This window comes from Pilimelia anulata (assembly GCF_014647895.1).
GTDB lineage: Bacteria > Actinomycetota > Actinomycetes > Mycobacteriales > Micromonosporaceae > Pilimelia > Pilimelia anulata.
On sequence record NZ_BMQB01000001.1, the window covers coordinates 364,244 to 389,850 of the forward strand.

The 25,607-nt window shown below is 75.1% G+C and carries 26 protein-coding genes and 1 pseudogene; 21 read left to right on the top strand and 6 right to left on the bottom strand.

Features of this window, described 5'->3' with window-relative positions:
- Positions 1–28: 28 nt before the first annotated feature.
- Together IEY94_RS23235 and IEY94_RS24200 are read right to left on the bottom strand one after the other, a co-directional pair.
- Complete coding sequence (locus IEY94_RS23235; protein ID WP_229783228.1) at positions 29–199, bottom strand: hypothetical protein; 171 nt, start codon at positions 197–199, stop codon at positions 29–31.
- 38 nt (positions 200–237) lie between these two features.
- A pseudogene (locus IEY94_RS24200) lies at positions 238–825 on the bottom strand (G5 domain-containing protein); the annotation flags it as partial.
- A 154-nt stretch (positions 826–979) separates the two neighbouring features.
- Between IEY94_RS24200 and ffh the strand changes: the two are divergent.
- Positions 980–2,539 carry a signal recognition particle protein gene (ffh, locus tag IEY94_RS01630; protein ID WP_189168199.1) on the top strand — a complete coding sequence of 520 codons (1,560 nt, stop codon included), beginning with the start codon at positions 980–982 and terminating at the stop codon, positions 2,537–2,539.
- 135 nt (positions 2,540–2,674) lie between these two features.
- The gene (locus IEY94_RS01635; protein WP_189168200.1) at positions 2,675–3,208 is read left to right on the top strand and encodes a Uma2 family endonuclease; all 534 of its coding nucleotides are present in this window, start codon (positions 2,675–2,677) and stop codon (positions 3,206–3,208) included.
- On the opposite strand, the gene IEY94_RS01640 is transcribed toward IEY94_RS01635, so the two are convergent.
- Positions 3,187–3,939, bottom strand: coding sequence for a polysaccharide deacetylase family protein (locus tag IEY94_RS01640; RefSeq protein WP_189168201.1), 753 nt, complete (start codon positions 3,937–3,939; stop codon positions 3,187–3,189). The two genes, IEY94_RS01635 and IEY94_RS01640, sit on opposite strands and share 22 nt — an antisense overlap.
- A 150-nt stretch (positions 3,940–4,089) precedes the next feature.
- Here IEY94_RS01640 and IEY94_RS01645 point away from each other — a divergent pair, with 150 nt between their 5' ends.
- The 14 genes from IEY94_RS01645 (at position 4,090) to IEY94_RS01710 (ending at position 15,438) form a co-directional block, all read left to right on the top strand.
- Entirely contained in the window at positions 4,090–5,172 is a 1,083-nt protein-coding gene (locus IEY94_RS01645) for an amidohydrolase family protein (RefSeq protein ID WP_189168202.1), read from the top strand.
- A 35-nt stretch (positions 5,173–5,207) separates the two neighbouring features.
- Positions 5,208–6,614, top strand: a complete 1,407-nt coding sequence (gene proS / locus IEY94_RS01650; protein WP_189168203.1) for a proline--tRNA ligase — start codon at positions 5,208–5,210, stop codon at positions 6,612–6,614.
- On the top strand, positions 6,614–7,264 hold the full coding sequence (locus IEY94_RS01655; RefSeq protein WP_189168204.1) for a ribonuclease FAU-1 family protein: 651 nt from the start codon (positions 6,614–6,616) through the stop codon (positions 7,262–7,264). Before proS ends, IEY94_RS01655 begins: the two co-directional genes overlap by 1 nt.
- A 249-nt stretch (positions 7,265–7,513) precedes the next feature.
- Complete coding sequence (gene rpsP, locus IEY94_RS01660; RefSeq protein ID WP_189168205.1) at positions 7,514–7,963, top strand: 30S ribosomal protein S16; 450 nt, start codon at positions 7,514–7,516, stop codon at positions 7,961–7,963.
- A gap of 1 nt (position 7,964) precedes the next feature.
- Positions 7,965–8,198 (top strand): RNA-binding protein, encoded by a 234-nt coding sequence (locus IEY94_RS01665; protein ID WP_189114053.1) that lies wholly within the window; start codon positions 7,965–7,967, stop codon positions 8,196–8,198.
- 14 nt (positions 8,199–8,212) lie between these two features.
- Positions 8,213–8,767 (top strand): ribosome maturation factor RimM, encoded by a 555-nt coding sequence (gene rimM / locus IEY94_RS01670; RefSeq protein ID WP_189168206.1) that lies wholly within the window; start codon positions 8,213–8,215, stop codon positions 8,765–8,767.
- A gap of 17 nt (positions 8,768–8,784) precedes the next feature.
- Positions 8,785–9,669 (top strand): tRNA (guanosine(37)-N1)-methyltransferase TrmD, encoded by an 885-nt coding sequence (gene trmD / locus IEY94_RS01675; RefSeq protein WP_189168767.1) that lies wholly within the window; start codon positions 8,785–8,787, stop codon positions 9,667–9,669.
- A 146-nt stretch (positions 9,670–9,815) separates the two neighbouring features.
- Complete coding sequence (gene rplS / locus IEY94_RS01680) at positions 9,816–10,169, top strand: 50S ribosomal protein L19 (protein ID WP_189168207.1); 354 nt, start codon at positions 9,816–9,818, stop codon at positions 10,167–10,169.
- A gap of 1,000 nt (positions 10,170–11,169) precedes the next feature.
- Positions 11,170–12,051, top strand: a complete 882-nt coding sequence (gene lepB, locus IEY94_RS01685) for a signal peptidase I (protein ID WP_373291201.1) — start codon at positions 11,170–11,172, stop codon at positions 12,049–12,051.
- The gene (gene lepB, locus IEY94_RS01690) at positions 12,048–12,689 is read left to right on the top strand and encodes a signal peptidase I (RefSeq protein ID WP_189168208.1); all 642 of its coding nucleotides are present in this window, start codon (positions 12,048–12,050) and stop codon (positions 12,687–12,689) included. The genes lepB (IEY94_RS01685) and lepB (IEY94_RS01690) overlap by 4 nt, the downstream gene beginning before the upstream one ends.
- Before the next feature lie 200 nt (positions 12,690–12,889).
- The gene (locus tag IEY94_RS01695; protein ID WP_189168209.1) at positions 12,890–13,348 is read left to right on the top strand and encodes an NUDIX hydrolase; all 459 of its coding nucleotides are present in this window, start codon (positions 12,890–12,892) and stop codon (positions 13,346–13,348) included.
- Positions 13,342–14,124 carry a ribonuclease HII gene (locus tag IEY94_RS01700; protein WP_189168210.1) on the top strand — a complete coding sequence of 261 codons (783 nt, stop codon included), beginning with the start codon at positions 13,342–13,344 and terminating at the stop codon, positions 14,122–14,124. Before IEY94_RS01695 ends, IEY94_RS01700 begins: the two co-directional genes overlap by 7 nt.
- Positions 14,121–14,444, top strand: a complete 324-nt coding sequence (locus IEY94_RS01705) for a DUF2469 domain-containing protein (RefSeq protein ID WP_189168211.1) — start codon at positions 14,121–14,123, stop codon at positions 14,442–14,444. The genes IEY94_RS01700 and IEY94_RS01705 overlap by 4 nt, the downstream gene beginning before the upstream one ends.
- Before the next feature lie 352 nt (positions 14,445–14,796).
- The gene (locus IEY94_RS01710; RefSeq protein WP_189168212.1) at positions 14,797–15,438 is read left to right on the top strand and encodes a murein hydrolase activator EnvC family protein; all 642 of its coding nucleotides are present in this window, start codon (positions 14,797–14,799) and stop codon (positions 15,436–15,438) included.
- Between the two features lie 254 nt (positions 15,439–15,692).
- On the opposite strand, the gene IEY94_RS01715 is transcribed toward IEY94_RS01710, so the two are convergent.
- The 3 genes from IEY94_RS01715 to IEY94_RS01725 form a co-directional block, all read right to left on the bottom strand.
- Positions 15,693–16,955 (bottom strand): DNA-processing protein DprA, encoded by a 1,263-nt coding sequence (locus tag IEY94_RS01715; protein ID WP_229783229.1) that lies wholly within the window; start codon positions 16,953–16,955, stop codon positions 15,693–15,695.
- Positions 16,956–17,182: 227 nt separating this feature from the next.
- Complete coding sequence (locus IEY94_RS01720) at positions 17,183–18,697, bottom strand: YifB family Mg chelatase-like AAA ATPase (protein WP_189168214.1); 1,515 nt, start codon at positions 18,695–18,697, stop codon at positions 17,183–17,185.
- Complete coding sequence (locus IEY94_RS01725) at positions 18,697–19,059, bottom strand: YraN family protein (RefSeq protein WP_189168215.1); 363 nt, start codon at positions 19,057–19,059, stop codon at positions 18,697–18,699. Before IEY94_RS01725 ends, IEY94_RS01720 begins: the two co-directional genes overlap by 1 nt.
- Before the next feature lie 979 nt (positions 19,060–20,038).
- Between IEY94_RS01725 and rpsB the strand changes: the two genes are divergently transcribed.
- From rpsB to IEY94_RS01750, 5 genes are all read left to right on the top strand, one after another.
- Positions 20,039–21,016: a 30S ribosomal protein S2 gene (gene rpsB / locus IEY94_RS01730; RefSeq protein ID WP_189168216.1), complete on the top strand. Its 978-nt coding sequence runs from the start codon at positions 20,039–20,041 to the stop codon at positions 21,014–21,016.
- 78 nt (positions 21,017–21,094) lie between these two features.
- On the top strand, positions 21,095–21,922 hold the full coding sequence (tsf, locus tag IEY94_RS01735) for a translation elongation factor Ts (RefSeq protein ID WP_189168217.1): 828 nt from the start codon (positions 21,095–21,097) through the stop codon (positions 21,920–21,922).
- Between the two features lie 262 nt (positions 21,923–22,184).
- Positions 22,185–22,880: a UMP kinase gene (gene pyrH / locus IEY94_RS01740; protein WP_229783308.1), complete on the top strand. Its 696-nt coding sequence runs from the start codon at positions 22,185–22,187 to the stop codon at positions 22,878–22,880.
- A gap of 75 nt (positions 22,881–22,955) precedes the next feature.
- Positions 22,956–23,513, top strand: coding sequence for a ribosome recycling factor (gene frr, locus IEY94_RS01745; RefSeq protein ID WP_189168219.1), 558 nt, complete (start codon positions 22,956–22,958; stop codon positions 23,511–23,513).
- Between the two features lie 4 nt (positions 23,514–23,517).
- Positions 23,518–25,386: a phosphatidate cytidylyltransferase gene (locus IEY94_RS01750; protein WP_373291159.1), complete on the top strand. Its 1,869-nt coding sequence runs from the start codon at positions 23,518–23,520 to the stop codon at positions 25,384–25,386.
- Positions 25,387–25,607 lie beyond the last annotated feature (221 nt).

A 25,607-nucleotide genomic window follows, 5' to 3' on the forward strand; every position in this document is an offset into this window, starting at 1 on the left:
GGCACAACCGGCCGGCGCGGGGGCGGGTTCACTCGCAGCCGAGGCCGTCGCCGTCGTGGTCGAGGCCGTACGGGTCGCTGCCCCGCACCCGCACCGGCCCGCGCACGTACGCCGGGCCGTTGCCCGAGCCGCCCGCGCAGTCGACGTCGCTGGCGATGGGGACGCAGCCGCTGTACCCGGAGTGGCAGGACGCCCGCACGGCCGTGCGCGTGCCGACGGCGGTGACTCGGCGACGGGTGCGCGCAGCAGGACCCGGCGGACGAGCGCCCGGCCGGTGGCGGCGCCGCCGGCGTAGGTCACGCGGTGGGTGAGCCGCTCCCGGCCGGCGACGCCGCGCGTGCGCAGCCGGGTGGTGCCGCTGGCCAGTGTGGCGTCGCGGACGGTGCGCCGGGCGTATGGGACCGCCCGCACCCGGCTGACCAGCCGGGTCGAGGTGCGGGCGGCGAGCGCGCCGGGTGTCGCGGTGGTACCGGCCGGCGGGCTTCCCGCGGCGGACGCCGCGGACGAGTCGGTCGCGGCGAGGTCGGCGGGCAGGGTCGGCGACCCGGTCACGGGGGAGCCGGTTGCGGCGGAGTCGGCGGGCGACGCCGTGGAGCGGGCCGTGTCGGCGGCCGGGCGGACCCCGTCGGGCGGGGCGTGGGTGCCGACGACGGCGGCGCCGCAGCACAGCAGGGCCGAGCCCAGCGCGGCCGCCCCGGCGGCCAGGCCGACCCGGTGGGCCGTGGGCAGCGTTGCCCAGCGGTTCGCGGGGCCGCCCGCGGCGGGCGGCGGGGAGGGGAGCACGGCTTCAGGGTGCGCCCGGCGGCGCGCGGAATCGGACGTCATCACGTTCCCGGCCGCGGCGGCCGGGAGGCAACGGCGGGAGGCGGCGAGCGGGCCTCGGCGGGCGGGGTGCGGCGGCGGTGGCGGGCGGGCCGATATCCTGGCCCGTACGACCGCCGCCGACGCAGGGGATCACCGCCCCGGGGGGACTACCACCGTGTTCGACACCCTGAGTGACCGCCTCGCCGGCATCTTCACCAAGTTGCGCGGCAAGGGCCGGCTGACCGACGCCGACATCGACGCCACCGCGCGCGAGATCCGGCTGGCGCTGCTGGAGGCCGACGTCGCGCTGCCGGTCGTCAAGAGCTTCATCCACGCGCTCAAGACCCGGGCCCGCGGGGCCGAGGTGTCCGGGGCGCTGAACCCGGCCCAGCAGATCATCAAGATCGTCCACGAGGAGCTGGTGGCGGTCCTGGGCGGGGAGGCGCGGCGGCTGCGGTTCGCCAAGAACCCGCCGACCGTGATCATGCTCGCCGGCCTGCAGGGCGCCGGCAAGACCACGCTCGCCGGGAAGCTGGCGAGCTGGCTCAAGGGGCAGGGGCACCAGCCGCTGCTCGTGGCCTGCGACCTCCAGCGGCCGAACGCCGTCAACCAGCTCCAGGTCCTCGGCGAGCGGGCCGGCGTCGAGGTGTTCGCGCCCGAGCCGGGCAGCGGCGTCGGCGACCCGGTGCGGGTCGCCCGCGACTCCGTCGCGCACGCCGCCCGGGCCGCCCGGGACATCGTGATCGTCGACACCGCCGGCCGGCTGGGCATCGACCTGGAGATGATGGCGCAGGCCGCCGCCATCCGGGACGCCGTCGACCCGGACGAGACGCTGTTCGTCATCGACGCCATGATCGGCCAGGACGCGGTCGCCACCGCCGAGGCGTTCCGGGACGGCGTGGGCATCACCGGCGTGGTGCTGTCCAAGCTGGACGGCGACGCCCGCGGCGGCGCCGCGCTGTCGGTCCGGCAGGTGACCGGGCAGCCGATCATGTTCGCCTCCACCGGCGAGAAGCTCGGCGACTTCGACGTCTTCCACCCGGAGCGGATGGCCAGCCGCATCCTCGGCATGGGCGACATGCTCACGCTCATCGAGCAGGCCGAGCAGGCGTTCGACGCCGAGCAGAAGGAGAAGATGGCGGCGAAGCTGCTCGGGGGCGAGCAGTTCACGCTGGAGGACTTCCTCGACCAGCTCACGGCCGTCCGGCGGATGGGGCCGATCGCCAACGTGCTCGGCATGCTGCCCGGCATGAACCAGATGAAGGACCAGCTCGCCGAGCTGGACGACGCCCACTTCGACCGGATCACCGCGATCATCCGGTCGATGACGCCGGGCGAGCGCAGCAACCCCAAGGTGATCAACGGGTCCCGCCGGGTCCGGATCGCCAACGGCTCCGGGGTGACCGTGATGGAGGTGAACCAACTGCTCAACCGGTTCACTCAGGCGCAGAAGATGATGAAGCAGATGGGCGGCATGATGGGCCTGCCCGGCGGCCGGCGGAAGGCGACGAAGTCGCCGAAGAACAAGCGCAAGGGCAAGAGCGGCGGCAGCCGCCCGCGCGGCGGCGGCCTGCCCGGCGGGCTGCCGGGTGGCCTGCCCGGCGGCTTCCCCGGGGGCATGCCGCAGCTCCCGCCGGGCCTCGACCCCGGCGCCGCGGGCGGCGCGCCCGGCGGCTTCAAGCTGCCCAACCTGGACTTCGACAAGCTCGCCAAGCCGGACCGCGACGAGGACTGACAACCCACGGACCGCGCACGGGCCGCGTACGAGGCCGCCCGCGGACGACCCGCGGCGCGGTGCGGCGCGGGCGCGTTCGGGCCGTTATGCCCGACCGGTCTGGTGTGGACGGGTACCGCTCACTACGGTGAGCGGGTGACCAGAAGGAACAAGGCGCTCCGCCGGCCCGGCAGCCGGCCGGAGATGCTCGACGCGCCGGCCGGCGGGCCGGGACCCACCGCGCCGCTGCCGCCCGCGTTCGTCGACGACGTCCGGCTCGCGCTGCACGCCCGCTGCCCGTCCGGGTACCGGGCCAGCGCCGGCCCCACCCTGCAGCTCGCCGGCGGCGCGCACGCCCGCCCCGACCTGGCCGTCGTCCCGGCCGCCGCCGGCTCGCCGGTGCCGGTGGACGGGGCCCTGCTGATCGTGGACATCGTCGGCCCCGAGGCCACCGTCCGGGAGGTGTTCGACCGGGCCCGCCGGTACGCGGCCGCCGACGTGCTCGCGTACTGGCTGCTCGACCCGCTGGGCGACCGGGTGCGGCTGACCGAGTTCCTGCGCGGGGCGCGGGGGGCGTACGAGTTCGGGGCGGCCACCGAGGAGCGGTACGAGACGATCATCCCGTACCCGATCACCCTCGACCTGCCGGCGCTCGGCGCCCGGCGGGGTCAGACGATCCCGAACCGGTAGCCGCGGGACTTCAGCGTGCGGATCGTGCGGTCCAGCGCGGCCACCGTGTTGGCCCGGTTCCCGCCGCCGTCGTGCATGAGCACGACGTTCAGCCGGTCCTTCCGGACGTGGCTCACGATGTGGTTGCTGATCCGGTTGGCGCCGGGGCGGGTCCAGTCCCGGGTGTCGATGTTCCAGTCGACGTACCGGACGCCGCAGCGCTGCACCACGGCCCGGGTGCGGGCGTCGGAGGCGCCGTACGGGAAGCGGAACGACGTCGGCGTGCGGCCGGTGGCCGACCGGATGATCGACTGGGTGCGCAGGACCTGGCTGCGGACGTTGGCGCTGCTCAGCGTGCGCATGTCCGGGTGGGAGAGGCTGTGGTTGGCGATCGCGTGGCCCTCGCGGACGATCCGCCGGGACAGGGCCGGGTACTTGCGCACCTCGTACCCCAGCACGAAGAACGTCGCCCGGATCCGGTGCCGGCGCAGCACCCCGAGCACCTGCGGGGTGTACGCCGAGGGGCCGTCGTCGAACGTCAGCGCGACCACGCCGCGCCGGCTGGCGGACACGCCGCGGACGGCCTGCGCCTGCACCGCGCCGGCCAGGCCGAGGGCGACGGGCGTGCGCGGGGTGCCCGGGTCGGCGGCGCGGGCCGGCCGGGTGGCGAGGTGCAGGCCCTCGGCGAGCAGGATGGCGCCGAGGGCGACCGCCGTCAGTCGGCGGAGCGCGGTGCGGGTTGCGGGCGGCATGCGGGGTCCCTCCGGGCACGTTGCGGTGGTGCGGGATGGGTGACTGCCGGGAGTACGGGCGCGGCGCCGGCCCCGGCCGGGGCGGTCCGGGCGGATCATGCTGGCCGTACGGTGTGATCCGGACGCAGCGACAGGAATGGGGAGCGGATCGTGGTCTTGCACGTACGCGGCGTGGTCCTGCCGGATGACGAGGTCCGGGACCTCTGGCTGACCGAGGACGCCGTCAGCTTCGAACCGCTGCCCGGCGCGGAGACCGTCTGCACCGAGGGGTGGATCCTGCCGGGGCTGGTCGACGCGCACTGCCACATCGGGATCGCGTACGGGGCGAAGCCGGTCACCGACGTCCGGCACGCCCGGCAGCTCGCCCTGGTCGACCGGGACGCCGGCGTGCTGGCGATCCGGGACGCCGGTTCGCCGCTGCCGTACCCCGAGCTGGACGACGACCCCGAGCTGCCCCGGCTGGCCCGGGCCGGCCGGCACGTGGCGCCGGTGCGCCGGTACCTGCGCGGGATCGGCCTGGAGGTCACCGCGGACGACGTGGTGGACGCGGTCATCGCCCAGGCCCGGGCCGGCAACGGCTGGGTGAAGCTGGTCGGCGACTGGATCGACCGCGGGGTCGGCGACCTCGCGCCGGCGTGGAGCGCGGACGCGATGCGGGCGGCGGTCGCCGCCGCGCACGCCGCGGGCGCCCGGGCGGCGGCGCACACGTTCTCCGAGGAGGCGGTGGAGATCCTGGTCCGGGCCGGCGTCGACTCGGTCGAGCACGGCACCGGGCTGTCGCTGGACCTGATCGACACCATGGCCCGCAACGGGACCGCGTTGGTCCCGACGATGATCAACATCGAGAACTTCGAGGAGATCGCCGCGCAGGCGCAGCCGAGGTTCCCCGGCTACGCCGTCCACATGCGCGAGCTGCACCGCCGGTTCCCCGAGGTGGTGGCCGCCGCGTACGACGCCGGGGTGCCCATCTACGTCGGCACCGACGCCGGCGGCGGCATCCACCACGGGCTCGCCGCCACCGAGATGCTGCTGCTGCGGGAGAAGGCCGGGATGAAGCCGGTCGACATCCTCGCCGCCGCCTCCTGGCGGGCCCGCGAGTGGCTGGGCTTCGCCGGCCTCGTCCCCGGCGGCCTGCCCGACCTGGTCGTGTACCCCGAGGACCCGCGCGCCGACCTGCGCGTGGTGCAGGCGCCGCGGCACATCATCCTGCGCGGGCGCGTCGTGCGCCCCTGAGCAACCCGGTCGACGCCGCCGATAGGATTGGCCGCATGGGTCGTGTTCTCACTCCGCGTGCCGAGGATTTTCCCCGGTGGTACCAGGACGTCATCGCCAAGGCGCAGCTCGCCGACAACGGGCCGGTGCGCGGCACGATGGTCATCCGACCGACCGGGTACGCCCTGTGGGAGCGGATGCAGGCCGAGCTGGACGCCCGGATCAAGGCGACCGGCGCGCAGAACGCGTACTTCCCGCTGTTCATCCCGGAGAGCTACCTGACCCGGGAGGCCGAGCACGTCGAGGGCTTCTCGCCGGAGCTTGCCGTCGTCACCCACGGCGGCGGCAAGCAGCTCGCCGAGCCGATCGTCGTCCGGCCGACCAGCGAGACCATCATCGGCGAGTCGATGGCGAAGTGGATCGGCTCGTACCGCGACCTGCCCATGCTGCTCAACCAGTGGGCCAACGTCGTCCGCTGGGAGCTGCGCCCGCGGATCTTCCTGCGCACCTCCGAGTTCCTCTGGCAGGAGGGGCACACCGCGCACGCCGACGAGGCCGACGCCCGGGCGTACGCGCGGCGGATCCTGCACGACGTGTACGAGGACTTCATGGTCAACGTGCTCGCGGTGCCGGTCGTGGTCGGCCGCAAGACCACCCGGGAGCGGTTCGCCGGGGCGACCCACACGTACCCGCTGGAAGCCATGATGGGCGACGGCAAGGCGCTGCAAATGGGCACCAGCCACGAGCTGGGGCAGAACTTCGCCCGGGCGTTCGACATCACGTACTCCGACGCCAACAAGGGCCTCAGCCACGCCTGGACGACGTCCTGGGGCGTCACCACCCGGATGATCGGCGGCGTGATCATGGTGCACGGCGACGACGACGGGCTGCGCGTCCCGCCGGCGCTCGCGCCCGTGCAGGCGTACGTCATGGTGGTCAAGGACGGCGACGGCGTGCTGCCGGCCGCGCACAAGCTGCGCGACGCGCTGCGCGACGCCGGCGTCCGGGTGGCCCTGGACGACCGGGTCGACACCGCCTTCGGCCGCCGCGCGGTCGACGCCGAGCTGAAGGGGTACCCGGTCCGGGTCGAGGTCGGCCCGCGCGACCTCGCCGAGGGCCGGGCCACGCTGGTCCGCCGGGTCGACGGCAGCAAGACCCCGCTGCCGGTCGACGCCGTGGTCGACGCCGTGGTCCGGGCGCTGGCCGAGGACCAGCGGGCGCTGTACGACGCGGCGCTGGCCGCCCGCGAGGCCCGGACCGTGGAGGTCGGCACGCTCGGCGAGGCGCTGGAGGCCGCCGGCTCCGGCTGGGCCCGGGTGCCGTGGTCGGCCGTGGGCGCGGCCGGCGAGGCGGAGGCGAACAACCAGGGCGTCACCGTCCGCTGCCTGGTCCGGGCCGACGGCTCGGTGCCGGACAGCGAGGACGAGGACGGCCTCGTGGCCGTCCTGTCCCGCGCGTACTGATGCGGCGGTTCGCGCCGGGCGAGGTGATCGTCCACCGCAACGTCCGGCCGCGGGTGATCGGCTGGGTCCGCACGGCCGTGGTCGTCGCCGACGACGACCGCGGCCTGCTGGTCTGGATCCCGCGCGGCGCGCCGGTCGGCAGCAGCGTGGCGGCGGACGGGCGGCAGTTGCGCGCGATGCCGTTCGCGGAGTGGGTGACGCTGGAGCACCGGGTGCACCCGCACCGCTGGTCCGGGCCGGGCGTGCTCAAGCTGATGCCGCCGGGCGCCGCGCACTCGGTGTGGTGGTTCTTCGACGGCGACGACCGGTTCAAGAACTGGTACGTCAACCTGGAGGAGCCCGCCGTCCGCTGGGCCGACGCCGGCCTGGCCGGCGTCGACATGCGGGACCAGGACCTCGACATCGTCGCCCTGCCGGACCGGACCTGGGTGTGGAAGGACGAGGACGAGTTCGCCGAGCGGCTCGCCCTGCCCGACCGGTACTGGGTGCCGGACCCGGACGCCGTGTGGGCCGAGGGCCGGCGGGTGGCGGGGCTGATCGAGGCCGGGGCGTTCCCGTTCGACGGGACGTGGTGCGACTTCCGGCCGGACCCGGCGTGGGCCGTGCCGGACGCGCTGCCGGCCGGCTGGGACCGGCCCTCGGCCCGCTGAACCGACCCCGCGCCCCGCGGTGACCCCTGTCGGGTCCCGTCGGGCGGTCGAAATGTCGGGCAATGGTCGATGGCGGGGGTGGGGCACGGGCGGGCGCGGCGTCTGGCAGAATGACGAGTTGGTATGCGGCAGCGCGCGCGAGCCCTCTGAACCGGGCGGGCTGCCCAGTCCACCAGAGCTGTTCGACCGGGCCAACCCCACGGTGTCGGTCGCACGCTCGGCTTCCACAGACATCAGGAGCGAGCACACGTGGCCGTCAAGATCCGGCTCATGCGGATGGGCAAGATCCGCAACCCGCAGTACCGCATCGTCATCGCCGACTCGCGTACCAAGCGCGACGGTCGCGCGATCGAGTACGTCGGCATCTACCAGCCGAAGCACGACCCGTCGCTGATCGAGGTCAAGTCCGAGCGGGTCCAGCACTGGCTCTCGGTCGGTGCCCAGCCCAGCGAGGCCGTCCAGCGGCTGCTGGAGTTGACCGGCGACTGGCAGAAGTTCAAGGGCCTGCCGGCCCCGACCAAGCCGCTGCTCGTCCCGGCCGTGAAGGCCCGTGCGGAGGCCGCTGCCGCCGCCGCCGAGACGGCCGCGGCCGACACCGCCGCGGAGCAGCCGGCCGCCAAGAAGGCCGCGCCGAAGAAGGCCAAGGCCGACGACGGTGCGGAGGCCGCGCCGGCGGCCGCCGCCGGTGAGCAGGCCTGACATGGCGCTGCGGCCGGCCCTGGAGCACCTGGTCAAGGGCATCGTCGACAACCCGGACGACGTGCGCGTGCGGCTGGTCGACTCGCGGCGCGGCAAGCGCCTGGAGGTCCGCGTCCACCCCGAGGACCTCGGTACGGTGATCGGCCGCGGCGGCCGCACGGCGAAGGCCCTGCGTACCGTCGTCGGCTCGATCGGCGGGCGCGGCGTGCGCGTCGACATCGTCGACGCCTACTGAACCGCCCGCGACCGATGCATGTGATCGTCGGCCGGATCGTCCGTCCGCACGGCATCCGCGGTGAGGTCATCGTGGACGTGCGGACGGACGAGCCGGAGCAGCGGTTCACGCCCGGCACCGCCCTGCTGACCGGCACCGCCCGCGGCCCGGCCCCGGCACCGCCGGCCACCGACGGGCGCTGGGTCGTACCCGAGCGGCTGCGGCTGCGTACCGTCCGGCCGCACCAGGGGCGCCTGCTGGTGACGTTCGACGAGGTCACCGACCGCGACGTCGCCGAGGAGGTCCGCGGCGTCGTGCTCTGGGTGCCCGTCGCCGACATCGGCGCGCCCGCCGACCCGGACGAGTACCACGACCACCAGCTCGTCGGCCTGCGCGCCGTCGACCCGGCCGGCGACCCGGTCGGCGAGGTGCTCCGGATCGACCACGCGCCGGCCGCCGACCTGCTCGTGCTGCGCCGGCCGGACGGCGCGATCGCGCTGGTGCCGTTCGTCGCGGCGATCGTGCCCGAGGTCGACGTACCCGGCGGCCGGGTCGTGGTCGACGCCCCGCCCGGGCTGTTCGAGCTGTGACGGCCCCGCCGCCCCGGCTGCGGGCCGACATCCTGACGATCTTCCCCGGCTACTTCGCGCCGCTGAGCCTGTCGCTGGTCGGGCGGGCGCGGGCCACCGGGACGCTGGACGTGCGCGTGCACGACCTGCGCGACTGGACCCACGACGTGCACCGGACGGTGGACGACACGCCGTACGGCGGCGGGCCGGGCATGGTGATGCGGCCCGAGCCGTGGGGCGAGGCCCTGGACACCCTGCTGGTCGGCGGCGCACCCGCCGACGGCGGGGTCGGCGGCGGTAGTGCCGAGAACGGCGGCGGGAAGCACGGTGTCGGTGTCGGTGCCGGCGGCTCGGGCGTGATCGGGGGTGCGGCCGTCGGTGGCGGGGTGCCGCGGCTGATCGTGCCGAGTCCGGCCGGGGCGCGGTTCGACCACGGGCTCGCGGTCGAGCTGGCCGCCGAGCCGTGGCTGGCGTTCGCCTGCGGCCGGTACGAGGGCATCGACGAGCGGGTCCTCGACGACGCGGCGGCCCGGATGCCGGTGACCGAGGTGTCGCTGGGCGACTACGTGCTGTTCGGCGGCGAGGTGGCCGTGCTGGTGATGCTGGAGGCGGTCACCCGGCTGCTGCCCGGCGTGCTCGGCAACGCCGACTCGCTGCTGGAGGAGTCGCACGCCGCCGGGCTGCTGGAGGCCCCGGTCTACACGAAGCCGGCGCAGTGGCGCGGGCGGGACGTACCGGAGGTCCTGCGCTCCGGGGACCACGGTAGGATCGCGCGGTGGCGCCGGGACGAGGCGCTGCGGCGCACGGCCCGGCGGCGGCCCGACCTGTTGGCCGGACCGGCCCGGCCGAACCTGGACGAACGTGACATCGCCGTATTGGTCGAGGGGGGATTTCCGCCCCCGGCCGGCGGTATGGCAAAGTAGGGAGGTTGCCGCGGCCGTTTCGCGCCGCGCGCCACCCGCCCCGCCCTTTCCGGCGGGACAGTGCTGGGAATTGCTCAGCGACCAGATACGTACGCATGTCGGCCCCGCGTGGTCCGGTGTGCCTTGAGCCGACGAGGACAGCAGCGATGAACACGCTGGACGCTCTTGACGCCCAGTCCCTGCGGACCGACACCCCGGACTTCCGTGCCGGCGACACGCTCAAGGTGCACGCCCGGGTGGTCGAGGGCAACCGCTCCCGGGTGCAGGTGTTCCAGGGCGTCGTGATCCGCCGCCAGGGCGCCGGACTGCGCGAGACCTTCACGATCCGCAAGGTCAGCTTCGGCGTCGGGGTGGAGCGGACGTACCCGCTCAACAGCCCCGCGATCGACCGGGTCGAGGTCCTGACCCGCGGCGACGTACGCCGGGCGAAGCTCTACTACCTGCGCAATCTGCGCGGCAAGGCCGCCAAGATCAAGGAGCTGCGCGAGAAGGTCGGCTGATCCGTTCGGCCGAGCAGTGCATCGGCAATGACCGATCGGGGCTGGGCATGATCACGCTCGCGCTCTACGCTTGACCCCGATGTCCGCCACACGCTCCGACCGCGACGACGATCGCGGCGAACCGTACGACTACCGCTCGGTGGATGCACCCCCGAGCGGTAGTCGTGTTTCGCGCCCGGAGGGCCGGGAGCGCTCCGGCGGCGTGGCCGGCCGCGAACTGGACATCCGCGGCGGCACCGGCCGGGAGGGTCGGCACGCCGACCGCGGCCCCGCCGACGACGGCCGCCGCCCGCGCCGGGAGCCGGGGGCGTACCGGGAGCAGCGCGGGTACCGCGAGCGCCGGCTGGAGTGGGACGCGCAGGCCGCGGGCACCCACCGCCGGGACGAGTACACCGACGGCGCCGGTCCGGGCCGGCGGTCCGGGTACGGCGAGCCGCTGCTGGTCGACGAGCCGGGCGGCGACGCGGCGTACCGGCGCGGCGGGCGCCGCCGCGCGGCCGCGGACGACGACGACCCGGGACCGGTGGACGGGCGCGGCCGCCACGAAGCGGACGACGACGCCCCCGGCGGCGGCCGGCGCGGGGTCGACGACGCGCCGGCCGGTGGCCGGCGGGCGGCCGGCGACGGGGAGCCCCGGTACCGGGCCAGCCGGGACCGCGAGGGCGCGACGCGCCCCGGCGCGACGGCCGCGACCGGGCCGGCAGTGGACAAGTGGATCGACGACGGCCCGGACGACGGTCCGGCGGTGGGCGACCGGGCCGGTAGCAGGCCGGCTGTGGGCGACCGGGCCGGCAGCGGGCCGGCGACCGAGCGGCCACGGTCGTACCGCGACGTCGCGCCGCGCGGCCCGCGGGCGCTCGACAGCGGCCCTGGCGGGCGCCCGGACCCGCTCGCGCCGCCGCGCGACTACCGCAACGGCCGGGGAGTCGGCCGCGAGCCGCTGCGGGCCGACAGCGACACGTCCGGGCGGTTCCGGGTTCCCGCGCGCGCCCGGGTGGACCTGGCCGGCGGGAACGGCGGCCGGCCCCGCCCGGTCGGCCGCGCCGGCCCGGCGCCCGCGCCGGCGCGGCGCAAGGAGATGCCGCTCTGGCAGGAGATGCCGGTCCTGCTGACCGTGGCGTTCTGCCTGGCGGTGCTGATCCGGACGTTCCTCGTCCAGGCGTTCTTCATCCCGTCCGGGTCGATGGAGAACACCCTGCTGGTCGGCGACCGCGTGCTGGTCAACAAGATGGTGTACGACATGCAGGGGCCGCAGCGCGGCGAGATCGTCGTGTTCTCCGGCACCGACTCGTGGCTGCCGGAGATCCCGCCGGAGCCCGGCCTGGGCTTCGCCGCCAAGTTCGGCCGGACGCTCGGCGACCTCGTCGGCGTGACCCGCCCCGGCGACAAGGACTTCATCAAGCGGGTCATCGGCCTGCCCGGCGACCGGGTGTCCTGCTGCGACCCCGACGGCCGGGTGCTGGTCAATGGGGTGCCGCTCGACGAGTCGTATGTCTTCGAGAACTCCCCGCTGGACGCCCCCGCCGGCGGCCAGTGCCGGGGGCGCCGGTTCGACGAGGTCGTGGTGTCCAAGGGGCAGATGTTCGTCATGGGCGACCACCGTCTCGTATCACTGGACGGTCGATGTCAGGGGCTCGTCCCGATCGACAACATCATCGGCAAGGCGTTCGTCATCGTCTGGCCCACCAAGAGCTGGCGCGTGCTCGGTACGCCGTCCACGTTCGACGCCGTGCCGAACGCGGCCAACGCGCCGCTGCGCGGCACCGCCGGCGGCGGGAACGACGTCGGCGCGGGGGTGGTACTCCCGCTCGTGGCCAGTTGGGCGCTGTCCGCGCGTACCCGCAGGAAGTTCCCGGGGCCACGTCGTAGGCTTCTCGGGTGATTGACGAGCAGACCGAGAAGCGCCGGTCATCCTTCTGGCGTGAAATGCCCATTTTGCTGGCGGTGGCCGTCCTGGTCGCCTTCGTCGTACGGGCATTCGTCCTCCAGACGTTCTACATCCCGTCGCAGTCGATGGAGCACACGCTCGACCTCAACGACCGGGTACTGGTCAACAAGCTCGTCTACGACTTCCGGGAGCCGCACCGCGGCGAGATCATCGTCTTCAAGGCGCCGTCCGAGTGGCGGACGGGCGCCGAGAGCGAGGACTTCATCAAGCGGGTCATCGGCCTGCCCGGCGACCAGCTCAAGTACGTCCAGGCCGAGGGCCGCATCACCGTCAACGGCAACCCGATCGACGAGCCGTACCTGTTCCAGGAGAACGGCGAGCGGGACGCGCCCGCCGACCGCGACTTCGAGGTGACCGTCCCCGAGGGGCGGCTGTGGGTGATGGGCGACCACCGGTCCCAGTCCGGGGACTCGCTGGAGCACTGGGGCCGCAGCGCGGACATCCAGGTGGCGACCATCCCGCTGGACTCGGTGGTGGGGCGCGCGTTCGTCCTGTTCTGGCCGTTCTCCCGGGCGACCTGGCTGAGCCCGCCGTCGACGTTCGACGGGGTCCCGGCTCCGAAGGGCTCCTGACGCCCGGGTACGCGGCCGCGCCGGCCCCGGTGCCGTCGGTCCCGGTGGCGCCGGCCGCGCTGCCTTCGGTGGTACCGACCCTCGCGCGTGCGCTACCGGGGTCGGTGGCGCGTCGCGCTCCGGGGTGTGGGCCGGCGCGGGCGGGCGGGCGGTCCCGGCCGCGGGTCGTGGTCGGGCGGCGCATTAGGCTGGGCGGTGCGATGGAGGACGAATTTCGCCGCGCCGCGCGGGTGCTGCTGGTGGACGACCGGGAGCGGGTGCTGTTGTTCCACGGCTTCGATTCGAGCGCCCCGAGCCCGTACTGGTTCACGCCCGGCGGCGGCCTCGACCCCGACGAGTCGCCGGCCGACGGTGCCGCGCGGGAGCTGGCCGAGGAGACCGGGCTGCGGGTGCCGCCCGCCGCGCTGGGCGCGCCGGTGCACCGGGAGACCGTACGGTTCCGGTTCGACGGCCGGGCCTTCTGCCAGGAGCAGGACTTCTTCCTGCTCCGGACGCCCCCGCTGGCCGTGGTGACCGCCGGCTTCGACGAGGTGGAGCGGCGCAGCATCGACGCGCATCGCTGGTGGCCGCTCGACGAGCTGGCGGCGACGACCGACGTGGTGTACCCGGAGGGCCTCGCCGGCCTGGTGTCCCGCGTGCTCGGGGAGGCGCGATGCTGACCCCGCCCCGGACCCTGCTGCGCCGCGACGGCGACCTGTACACCCTCGAACGCGCCCTGCACCGCCGCGGCTTCGCCGTCGTGGCCGGCGCCGACGAGGCCGGGCGCGGGGCGTGCGCCGGCCCGCTGGTCGCCGCCGCCGCCGTGCTGGCCCCCGGCCGCCGCGGCGAGGTGCCCGGCCTGGCCGACTCCAAGCTGCTGACCGCGGCCGCCCGGGAACGGGTGTACGACGAGGTCATGGCCCGCTGCCTGGCCCACCGGGTCGTGATCATCGAGGCCGCCGAGATCGACGCCCGCGGGCTGCACGTGTGCAACGTGGCGGCGCTGCGGCGGGCGCTGGCCGGGCTGGCGGTCCGCCCGGAGTACGTCCTCACCGACGGTTTCCGGGTGGACGGGGCGGGCATCCCGGGGCTGGCGGTGTGGAAGGGCGATCGGGTGGCGGCCTGCGTCGCCGCGGCCAGCGTGCTGGCCAAGGTGACCCGGGACCGGATCATGGTCGAGCTGGACGCCCTGTACCCCGGCTACGGCTTCGCCGTGCACAAGGGCTACGTGACGGCCGAGCACAGCGCCGCCCTGACCCGGCTCGGGCCCTGCTCCGAGCACCGGTTCTCGTACGTCAACGTCGCGGGCGCGGCCCGCGCAGCCGGGGGGACCGGCGCGGTGCCGCCGACACGGGTCGGTGCGCTGGGGGGTACGGTCGGCGTGGCGCGCCCGGCGCGCCGCCGGTCGACCCCGCCCGTGGGGGAAGATGGGGCCATGGAAGGCGGAGGGCGATGAGCGCCGAAGATCTCGAAAAGTACGAGACCGAGATGGAGCTGCAGCTCTATCGGGAGTATCGCGACATCGTCCGGCAGTTCTCGTACGTCGTGGAGACCGAGCGCCGCTTCTACCTGGCGAACCAGGTCGACGTCCACGTGCGCAACGCCGACGGCGAGGTGTACTTCGAGGTCGAGATGCAGGACGCATGGGTGTGGGATATGTACCGGCCCGCGCGGTTTGTGAAGAATGTTCGTGTGATCACCTTCAAGGACGTGAACGTCGAGGAGCTGGAGAAGCCCGACATCTCGCTGCCGTCGGACTCCGGATTCGGGAGCTGAGCCGACCGTAGCGCCTCCCGGCGGGCAGCCGGGAGTTATCCACAGGCCGGTGGTTGTCCACAGGCGAGGGTGGTGACGGGTGGTGCTGTCCGCCCGGGCCGCCGAGGGTGGGCGCATGCCCACACCTGCGACACCATGCCCGGCAGCTCCGCGTATCGCGCCGGCTCCACCGTCCGGTTATCACCGCGTGGAGGGGGATTCGCGCCCGTCGCGGCTGTCACCTTTCCGACGACCCCGCCCCTGCTTTGATCATGGTTCTGGTGTTGATCGTCGGGCTCGCCCCGGCCCGGGTGATACCGCTGGCGGCTGGGCCCGGGCTGCGGCGCGTGCGGCCCGGGCGCTGGTTGTGGGCATGTGCTGGATCAGCGCGGTCGGCTCGGCTGCGATCGAGTCGACCCCCGGCGCCGCTACCGCCGCTACCGCTACCGCCGCTACCGCGGCTGTCGCGGCGGAGCGGTCGGTCGGGACCGCGCCGGCGGGCGCCATCCCCGCTCCGACGCACTCTTACCGACACTCTCGCGGCGACGCGGTCGGCGGAGACATCCGCGGTGGCGTGGACGGCGCGCACGTTCGTGTTGGCGTGGAGGGGCGATGGCCGCTCGACGGGGTGGTCGATGTGGCGCGGCCGTTCGATCCGCCGCCCGAGCCGTGGCGGCCGGGGCACCGGGGCGTGGATCTCGGTGGCCGCGGCGGTGCCGTGGTCCGGGCGGCGCTCGCCGGCCGAGTGCTCTTCGCCGGGACCGTGGCCGGTCGCGGCGTGGTCAGTGTTGCGCACGCCGACGGACTGCGGACCACCTACGAGCCGGTGACCGGGCCACCACCGGCCGGTACCGAGGTTGTCGCCGGTGGGCCGCTCGGACGGTTGGCGGCGGGGCATCGCGGCTGCGCCCGTCCGGCCTGCCTCCACTGGGGACTGCGCCGTGAACGCGACTACTTGGATCCCCTTGCCGTCCTCGGCCTGGGCCGCAGCCGCCTGCTACCGCTACTCGGGTAGCCGCGCGAACCGGTTGCACCTGCGGGGAGGTACCGACCCGCACCAGCAGCCCGGCCCCTGCTGCCGCCACACAGGCCGACGCCAAGGCACGAAGTCGACGTCAAGGCCGGCGTCGAGCAGGGCGGTGACGGCGGCGATGCCCAGTCACGAGGCTGATATCAGGGGGCACGGATATCAGGGCACGGACGTTGGCGTCAGGGCACGAGGTCAGCGTCGGACCGCGAGGTCGACGCCGGGGTGGGCAGGGTTGGGGTTCAGCGGCGCGGGCCGAGTACGTAGCCGCCGTCCAGCGCGCGGGCCAGGCCGAGGTCGACCAGCAGGGGCAGGACGCGCAGGACCGTCCGCAGGGGTACGCCCGCTGCGGCGCTGAGCGCGTCCGCGCCGGCCGGACGCCCGGCCGGGACCACCTCCAGTACCGCGGCGGCGTCCGCCGGCAGCCGGTCGCGCACGCCCTCCGGGCCGCGCGGCAGGGGCGCCAGATCGACGCCGATCCGGCCGACCTCCTCGATGACGTCCGAGGCGCTCGTCACCGGCCGGGTGGCCGGCTCCTCGCGCAGCGCCAGGTGGCAGCCGGTCGAGGTGGCCGCGGTCACCGGTCCCGGTACGGCCATGGCCACCCGTTCGATCGCGAGTGCCCGGCGCAGCGTGGCCAGGGCGCCGCTGCGCGGGGACGCCTCGACGACCACGGTTCCGGCGGCGAGCGCCGCGATCACCCGGTTCCGGACGAGGAATCGGTGTCGATGTGGCGCCGCTCCGGGTGGCCATTCGCTGATCAGCAGCCCGCTGGCGAGGATGCGATCGAACAGGGCCGCGTTGCCCGCCGGGTACGGTCGGTCGACCCCACAGGCGAGCACGGCGACCGTCGGCGCGCCGGCCGACAGCGCGCCGCGGTGGGCGGCGGCGTCGATGCCGAATGCCCCGCCCGAGACGACCGGCCAGCCGCGCTGACCGAGCCCGTAGCCGAGCGACCCGGCGACATGGACGCCGTACGGCGAGCAGGCGCGTGCGCCCACGACCGCCACGCTCGGGCGGCCGAGTAGATCGCGGTCGCCGTCGCCGCGGACCCAGAGCAGCAGCGGCGGCCGGCTGTGCCCGTCGCCGGTGCCGTCGAGCCGGATCAGGTCCGCGAGTTGCCCGGGCCACGCCGGGTCGGCCGGGGTGAGCAGGTCGGCGCCCAGGCGGTCGGCGCGGGCGAGAGCCGCGTCGGCCACGCGGTCGGGTGCGGCGGCGCGGAGGCGGGCGGCGATCGCGTCGCGCAGGCGGTCGCCCGGCAGCTCGCCGGCCAGCGCCCGCGCGACCACCGCGGGTGCGCCCTCGGCCGCGACAAGGTCGTGGACCACGCGGTGCCCGGGTTCGGTCAGCCAGGTGAGGATGATCCGCGCCCGCACGTCCTCGATCGTTGAGCCGTTGCCGTTGCCGTTGCCGTTGCCGTTGCCGTTGCCGTTGCCGTTGCCGTTGCCGTTGCCGTTGCCGTCGTTGACGCCGGCGCGGAGGTTGCTTGTGCTGGCGGCGCTCACGTCCGCACGGGCGTCGCTGCCGTCGCCCCGATCTCCGGTGGACGCGTTACGTCCGGCGGCACCGCTGCTGTCTCCGCGAGCGTCGTCCCTGCTCCCGCTGTTGCTGTGGGAGTCCGAGTTGCCGCTGTCGGCCGGCTGCCGAAGCGGTGGGGCCGAGATCGTGCTGGTTGCGGGGAGGCCCACGAGATCGTCGTGCGGTCGGCTGGGGGCGGGCGGGGGGACGGCGGTCATGTGAGGGCTCCCGTGCGCAGGGTCAGGGCTTCGGCGACGTCGTCGGCGTCCGGGCGGCAGCGGCCGTCCAGGTCGGCGATCGTCCAGGCGAGGCGGATGGTGCGGTGGTAGCCGCGGGCGGTGAGGTCGCCGCGGTCCAGGCGTTCGTGCAGCCGGCGGGTGTCGGCCGCGGGCAGTGCGTACCGGGCGCTGCCCAGGTCAGCCCCGCTGACATCGGCGTTCGTCCGGCGGTGCAGCGGCGCCCAGCGTTCGGCGGCGGCCGCGCGGGCCGCCGCGACCCTCCCCGCCACCGCGGCCGAGGACTCCCCGGCGGTCGAGCCGGTCAGTTCGGCGGCGCGGACGGGGAGGAGTTCGAGTTGGATGTCGATGCGGTCGCGCAGGGCGCCGGACAGGCGGCCGGTGTACCGGCGCTTCGCGATCGACGTGCACGGGCAGAGGCCGTCGGGGGAGACGCTCGCGCACGGGCACGGGTTGGCCGCCAGGACGAGCTGGACCCGCGCCGGGAAGTCCGTGCCGCCGCCGGCGCGGCCCACGACGATCCGGCCGGTCTCCAGCGGTTGCCGCAGCGCCTCCAGTGCCCGGCCGGCGAACTCGGGCGCCTCGTCCAGGAACAGCACGCCCCGGTGGGCCAGCGACAGTGCGCCGGGGCGGGCCAGGCCGCTGCCGCCGCCGACCAGCGCCGGGAGCGTGGACGTGTGGTGGGGGGCCTGGAACGGCGGGCGGCGGACCAGGGCGCCGTCGGCGAGGACGCCCGCCAGCGAGTGCAGCGCGGTGACCTCCAGCGCTGCGGCGTCGTCCAGCGCCGGCAGGATGCCGGGCAGGCGTTCGGCGAGCATGGTCTTGCCGGCGCCCGGCGGGCCCAGCAGGGCGAGGTGGTGGCCGCCGGCCGCGGCGACCTCCAGCGCGCGGCGGCCGAGTTCCTGGCCGGCGACGTCGGCCAGGTCGGGGCCGTGGGCGGGCGCGCCGTCGACCGGCGGGTCGACCGGCGCCAGTTCGGTCTCGCGGCGGAGGTGGGAAACGACCTCATCGAGTCGGCGGACCGGGCGGACGGTCACGCCGGGGACCAGTGCCGCCTCGTCGGCGTTGCCGACCGGTACGAGTACCTCGGGGGCGCCGGCCGCTGCCAGTGCGATGACCATCGCCAGGACGCCGCGGACCGGGCGGACGCCGCCGTCGAGGGCGAGCTCGCCGATGAGTGCGGCGCCGCGCAGCGCCGGTACCGGGAGCGCCCCGACCGCGCCCAGAATCGCGCATGCCACGGCGAGGTCGAAGCCCGAACCGTGCTTGGGCAGCGCGGCCGGCAGCAGGTTGACGGTGAGTCGCCGGTCCGGCCAGGGGAGTCGGGAGTTGGCGATCGCCGCCCGGACGCGGTCGCCGGCCTCGTGCAGCGCCGCGTCGGGCAGGCCGGACAGGCGCATGGTGGGCAGCCCGTTGGCGACGTCGGCCTCCACCTCGACCGCGCGGCCGGCGACGCCGACCACGCCGGCGCCGAGGGCACGCGCGTAGCCCATCAGAACGCCCCCGCCCGGTGCTCGATCCGCGGCGGCCCGGCGTCGTCGGCGAGGATCGCCACCACGTCGAAGCGGACCACCGGCGGATGGATGCCGCTCGTCGCCAGCCAGCGGGCCGCGAGCCGGCGCAGCCGGGCCGCCTTGCGCGGGTCGACGGCGGCGGCCGGGGTGCCGTAGCCGACGCCGCGGCGGGTCTTCACCTCGATGAACGCCAGCGCGGGGCCGTCCCGGGCGATCAGGTCGATCTCGCCGTCGGGGCAGCGCCAGTTGCGTTCGATGATCACCAGGCCGGCGCGGGCCAGGTACTCGGCCGCCAGCACCTCGCCACGGGCGCCGAGGGATCGGGGGGTCGCCTTGTCCATGCCGGTACGGTCGCCGCCGCCCGACCCGCCCGCCACCACGCCGCCGCGCGACCTGTGGACGGTCCCCGACCTGTGCGCTCGCCCGAATTGCCCGCAGTATTCCGACTCGGCTCCTCCGGGATCGGCTTGGGTCAACCAGATCGATCTCGGACGTAACAGAACTGACCCGGTCACCCCGGGGCCGTCGGCGACGCCGCGGTCAACCTCACACTGCCGGCTGGGCGGGGAGCAGGACGCCGTGAGGGCGCTCGGCCCGCGGGCTCGCCGCCGCCCCGAGGTCACCGCCCCGGGCCCGCCACCCCGGGCCCGCCACCCCGGGCCCGCCACCCCGGGCCCGCCACCCCGCGCCCCGCCACCCTGAGGCCGCGCCCCGAGCCCACCACTTGGGCCCGCTACCCCTGAAGCCGCCGTGCGGCCACGGCTACCCGGGCCCGCCACCCCGGGCCGCCGCTCCGAGCCACACCCCCAGCACGCCATCCCCGGCCTGCCGCTCCGGGCTCGGCGGCCCGAGCCCGCCGGTCGGCTGGCGGCTCCGGTGGCGGCGGCGAGCCGAGGGGCGCCCGCGGCGAGGACCGCATCGACCGGTGAGCCGGCCGCGGCGTCGCAGCGCGGCGCCGCGGCGGGACCGGCGACCGCGGCAGGCTGCGCCGATACCCCGCCGACCCGTCGCCGACGCCGCCACCACCGGCCCGCCGCCCGCCCGGCCCGGCCACCGCCGGCGCCCCGGTGGCGCGTACACTTGCCAACTGGCGACCGTCCATGGATGGCCGCCCGGCACAGCGATCACCGAGCCGGCACCCCGTCCGGGGACCGGTCCGGCCGATCGATGCGCCGCATCTCGCGCGCCCTCCCCGTCGGTTACCGACGGTGGCGGCGGCCTCCCTGGTCCGCGCCCGCAGCGCGGCCCGCGCGGCCGGCGACCGGGCGCCAGGGCGGGGCCGACCGGCACCCGCACAACCAGGGAACCGAGGAGTTTTCCATGGCCGTCGTGACGATGCGTCAGTTGCTCGAGAGCGGGGTGCACTTCGGGCACCAGACGCGGCGCTGGAACCCGAAGATGAAGCGCTTCATCTTCACCGAGCGTAACGGCATCTACATCATCGACCTGCGCCAGACGCTGGAGTACATCGAGAAGGCGTACGAGTACATCCGCACCACCGTCGCCGAGGGCGGCACCATCCTGTTCGTCGGCACGAAGAAGCAGGCCCAGGAGGCCATCGCCGAGCAGGCGGCGCGCGTCGGCATGCCGTACGTCAACCACCGCTGGCTGGGCGGCATGCTCACCAACTTCCAGACCGTCTACAAGCGGCTCCAGCGGATGAAGGAGCTGGAGGCGCTGGGCGACCTGTCCGGCACCGCCGCCGGGTACACCAAGAAGGAGACGCTGCAGCTCTCCCGCGAGAAGATCAAGCTGAGCCGCACGCTCGGCGGTCTGCGCGACATGCAGCGCACCCCGTCCGCGGTCTGGGTGGTGGACACCAAGAAGGAGCACATCGCGGTCGACGAGGCCCGCAAGCTCAACATCCCGGTCATCGCCGTCCTGGACACCAACTGCGACCCGGACGAGGTCGACTTCCCGATCCCGGGCAACGACGACGCGATCCGGTCGGCCGAGCTGCTGACCAAGGTCGTGGCGGCCGCCGTCGCCGACGGGCTGATCGCCCGCTCGGGCAAGCGCGGTGGCGGTGGCGACCGGGAGAAGCCCGAGACCGGGGCCGAGGAGCCGCTGCCGGAGTGGGAGCGGGACCTCCTGGAGAAGACCGCGGAGGCCGCGCCCGCCGCTGCCGCCCCGGCCGCCGAAGCCGCTGCTGCCGCTCCCGAGGCCGCCCCCGCCGAGGCCGCTGCGCCCGTCGAGGCTGCTGCGCCCGCCGAGACCGCTGCGCCCGTCGAGGCCGCTGCTCCCGCCGACGAGGCTGCCGCGCCGGCCGCCCAGCCGGCGACCGCCAGCGCCGAATGATGTCCCGGTGGGCGGCGCGCCGCGCCGCCCACCGGTCACCCACTACCGAACCAGCCCGACACACCCGAGAAGAGAGTCATGGCTAACTTCACCGCCGCGGACGTCAAGAAACTCCGCGAGCTGACCGGCGCCGGGATGATGGACTGCAAGAAGGCGCTGGACGAGGCTGCGGGCGACGTCGACAAGGCCGTCGAGATCCTGCGGATCAAGGGCGCCAAGGACGTCGGCAAGCGCGCCGGCCGGACGGCCGCCAACGGCCTGATCGCCCACTCCGGCGGCGCGCTGCTGGAGCTGAACTGCGAGACCGACTTCGTCGCGAAGAACGCCGAGTTCATCGAGCTGGCCGACAAGCTCGTCGCGCACGGCGTGCAGGCCAAGGCCACCGACGCCGAGAGCCTGCTGGCCGCGGCGTTCGAGGGCGGCACCGTCGCCGACGCCGTACAGGCGCTGTCGGCGAAGATCGGCGAGAAGCTGGTCGTCAACCGGTTCGGCGTGCTGGACGGCACCGTCGGCGTCTACCTGCACCGCAAGAGCCAGGATCTGCCGCCGACCGTGGGCGTGCTGGTGGAGTACACCGGCAAGTCCGACGAGGCCGCCGACGCCGACGCCCGGGCCACCGCGATGCAGATCGCGGCGATGCGCCCGCGGTACCTGCGCCGCGAGGACGTGCCGGCCGAGGTCGTCGAGTCGGAGCGCCGGATCGCCGAGCAGACCGCCCGCGAGGAGGGCAAGCCGGAGGCCGCGCTGTCGAAGATCGTCGAGGGTCGGACGAACTCCTTCTTCAAGGACTTCGTGCTGCTGGAGCAGGCGTCGGTCGCCGACCAGAAGAAGTCGGTGAAGCAGGTGCTCGGCGAGGCCGGGATCGAGGTCACGGCCTTCCTGCGGTTCGAGGTCGGCCAGGCCTGAGCGCGATCACACGTTCGAGGTGACGAGGGGGTCACGGGTGGACCAATCGGTCGCTGTGGCCTCCTTGTCGCATATGGTCCACCGGGGCGGCCGTACGGCCCGGCCCCGGCCGCGAGGGGCGGACCGGCGCCCGCGCGGGTGGCGATGTCGCCGGTGACAACACGCGGGGTGGACAGGGAAGGCAGGGCGGATGGCGGTGACGGCGGAGGAGAGCGCGCCCGCGGTACGGCGGGTGGCGCAGCGGCGCAGCCCCGCCCGGCGCGTGGTTCTCAAACTGTCCGGCGAGGTGTTCGGCGGCGGCCGGGTCGGCGTGGACCCCGACGTGGCGCAGGCGATCGCCCGGCAGATCGCGCTGGTGGTCCGGACCGGCGTGCAGGTCTCGGCGGTCATCGGCGGCGGTAACTTCTTCCGCGGCGCGGAGCTGCAGAAGCGCGGCATGGACCGGGCCCGGGCCGACTACATGGGCATGCTCGGCACGGTCATGAACTGCCTCGCCCTCCAGGACTTCCTGGAGAAGGAGGGCATCGAGACCCGGGTGCAGAGCGCGATCAACATGGCGCAGGTCGCCGAGCCGTACATCCCACGGCGCGCGATCCGGCACCTGGAGAAGGGCCGCGTGGTCATCTTCGGGGCGGGGGCGGGGCTGCCGTACTTCTCCACCGACACCGTCGCCGCGCAGCGTGCGCTGGAGATCCACGCGGACATCGTCCTGATGAGCAAGAACGGCGTGGACGGCGTGTACACCGCCGACCCGCGCACCGACCCCACGGCGAGCAAGCTCGACGCGGTCACCTTCGGCGAGGCGCTGCGCCGCGACCTGCGCGTCGCCGACGCCGCGGCGTTCAGCCTGTGCATGGACAACGGGCTGCCGATGCTGGTCTTCGGCGCCGAGGGCGAGGACACTATCGTGCGCGCCCTGCGCGGCGAGCAGATCGGTACGTTGATCACCGCGGCGTGAGCCGCACCGGCGTTGACGCGGCCTGACCGCCGCCCCGTGCACCCCCACCAGGTTGAAGAGGAGGCGAGACGAGCCGTGATCGATGACGCGCTGCTCGAAGCCGAGGAGAAGATGGACCGCGCCGTGGAGTTCGCCAAGGAGGACTTCTCGGCGATCCGCACCGGCCGGGCGACCGCGGCCATGTTCTCCAAGATCATGATCGACTACTACGGACAGCCGACGCCGCTGCCGCAGATGGCCTCCGTCGGCATCCCCGAGCCGCGGATGGTCCTGATCAAGCCGTACGACGCCAGCCAGCTCGGCGCGATGGAGAAGGCGATCCGCGACTCGGACCTCGGCGTCAACCCCAACAACGAGGGCACCCAGCTCCGGATCAACCTGCCGCCCATGACCGAGGAGCGGCGCCGGGACATGATCAAGGTGGTGCGGCAGAAGGGCGAGGAGGCCAAGGTCTCCGTCCGCAACATCCGCCGCAAGGCCAAGGAGGAGCTGGACCGCATCGTCAAGGACGGCGAGGCCGGCGAGGACGAGGGCCGGCGGGCCGAGAAGGAGCTGGACGACCTCACCCAGCGCTACGTTGGCACCATCGACGACTTGATCAAGCACAAGGAAGCCGAACTCCTAGAGGTGTGACCTGATGTTCGCCGACCCGACTGACCACGCCGACGGCCCGTCCGCCGTCGGGGGTCGGCGTTCGCGGCGCGCCCGGCACGCCGCCACCGACACCGACAAGCCCGCCGACGACTGGCCCGGCAACCCGGCCGAGCCGCGCTGGCCGCCGGGGGAGTGGGCCGGCGACGAACCGCGCCGGCCCCGGCACCGCCGGTCCGCCGAGGCGGACGGCGCCCGCACCTGGCCGACCCCGGACGCCGACGGCCCGCCGCCGGGCTACGGCGAGCCGAACCGACCGGGGTACGGCGAACCGCCCCGGCCCGGCTACGGCGAGCCGCCCGGCCGGCCGGGCGACCGCTCCACGGGCGACCGCCCGGCGGGCCGGTCCGGTGATCGGCGGGCGGGCGGACCGCCCGCCGGGTGGTCGGACGACCGACCCGCGGGCGGAGGACCCGCGGCGTGGGCGGGCGAGCCGGGTGCGACAGGCGGGTGGCCGCCCTCCCGTGACGAACCCGCCGGCTGGTCCGATGCCGGCGGCTCACGCGACGAGCCCGGCTGGTCCGACGCCGGTCACTCCCGTGAGGAGTCCACCGGCTGGTCCGATGCCGGCCGCTTGCGCGATGAGCCCGGCTGGTCCGGCACCGGCCGCTCGCGCGATGAGCCCGCCGGCTGGTCCGATGCCGGGCAGCCGCGCTGGTCCGATACCGGGCACCCGCGCGACGAGCCGCCGGGCTGGTCGGACGCCGAGCATCCGCGTGACGAGCCGGCCGGCTGGTCCGACGCCCAGGGTCCGCCCGAGCCCTACGACCCGTACGCCCCGCCGCCGGCCCGCCCCGGCGCCCGGGACCCCCGCGACGAGCCGCCCGGCCGCACACCAGCCACGGACCACCCGGCAAGCCGCCGCCGCCGAAACCCCGACCACCCCCCGCCCGCCGCCGGGACCGCCCACGGCGAACATGAGGACAGCTACCCCGAGGACGCCGGCAGGGGTACCTCAGCCCGTGATCGCGGGGCGGCGGGCCATGCGGGGGGTGAGCAGGCGGGGGCCACCACGGAGTTGCCGGCCGTACCGGCCGCGGGGAGCAAGGCGCCGCGGGGCGGGCGGAATCTGCCCGCCGCGATCGGGGTCGGGCTCGGGCTCGGGGTGCTGGTGCTCGGGTCGCTCGCGCATCCGCTCGCCTTCGCCGCCGTCGTGGCGCTGGCCGCCGGGGCCGGCGTGTGGGAGATGGTCCGGGCCGTCCGCAGTGCCGGGATGCGCGCGCCGCTGCCGCCGCTGCTGCTCGGCGCGGCCATCATTCCGTTCCTCGGGTTCGTCGCCGGGCCCGACGGGCTGGCGATCGGGCTGCTGGTCACGGTCCTGGCCACCAGCGTGTGGCGGCTGGGGGACGGGCCGGCGGGGTACGAGCGGGATATCGCCGCCGGTGCGCTGATCGCGCTGTACGTCCCGTTCCTGCTCGGCTTCGCCGCGCCGCTGGCGCTCGCGCCGGACGGCATGCTCCGGGTGCTGCTGACGCTGGCCGTGGTGGTGCTGTCGGACACCGGCGGGTACGCGGTCGGGGTCCGCTTCGGCAAGCACCCGCTGGCGCCGCAGGTCAGCCCGAACAAGTCCCGCGAGGGGCTGCTCGGCTCGCTGGCCGCCGCCGGCCTCGGCGGGCTCGGGCTGGGCTGGGCGCTGCTGGACCTGGCGCCGTGGGCGGGCCTGGTCTTCGGCGTCGCCGTGGCGGCGATGGCGGTGGTGGGCGACCTGACCGAGTCGATGATCAAGCGGGACCTGCGGGTCAAGGACATGAGCAACCTGCTGCCGGGCCACGGCGGCCTGATGGACCGGCTGGATTCGATCATCTTCGCGGTGCCGACGGCGTACCTGCTGCTGTCCGTGCTCATCCCCGGCTGACCGCCGCCACCCACCCGCCGCCGCCACCCGCGGCGGCAGCCCACCGGCCCCACCGTGACCACCGGCCCCGCCGCGACCGACCGCGCCGCCGCGCGCAGGTACGCGATGCCTTGCTCCCGCGCCGGCGCTGATGGGGCGGCGTCGCCGCCCGCGGCCGCCGGGCGGCCGTCGGGGGAGGTCCGCGCACCCGGGCCGCTGCCGGCGCGGTACGGGGTGGACGT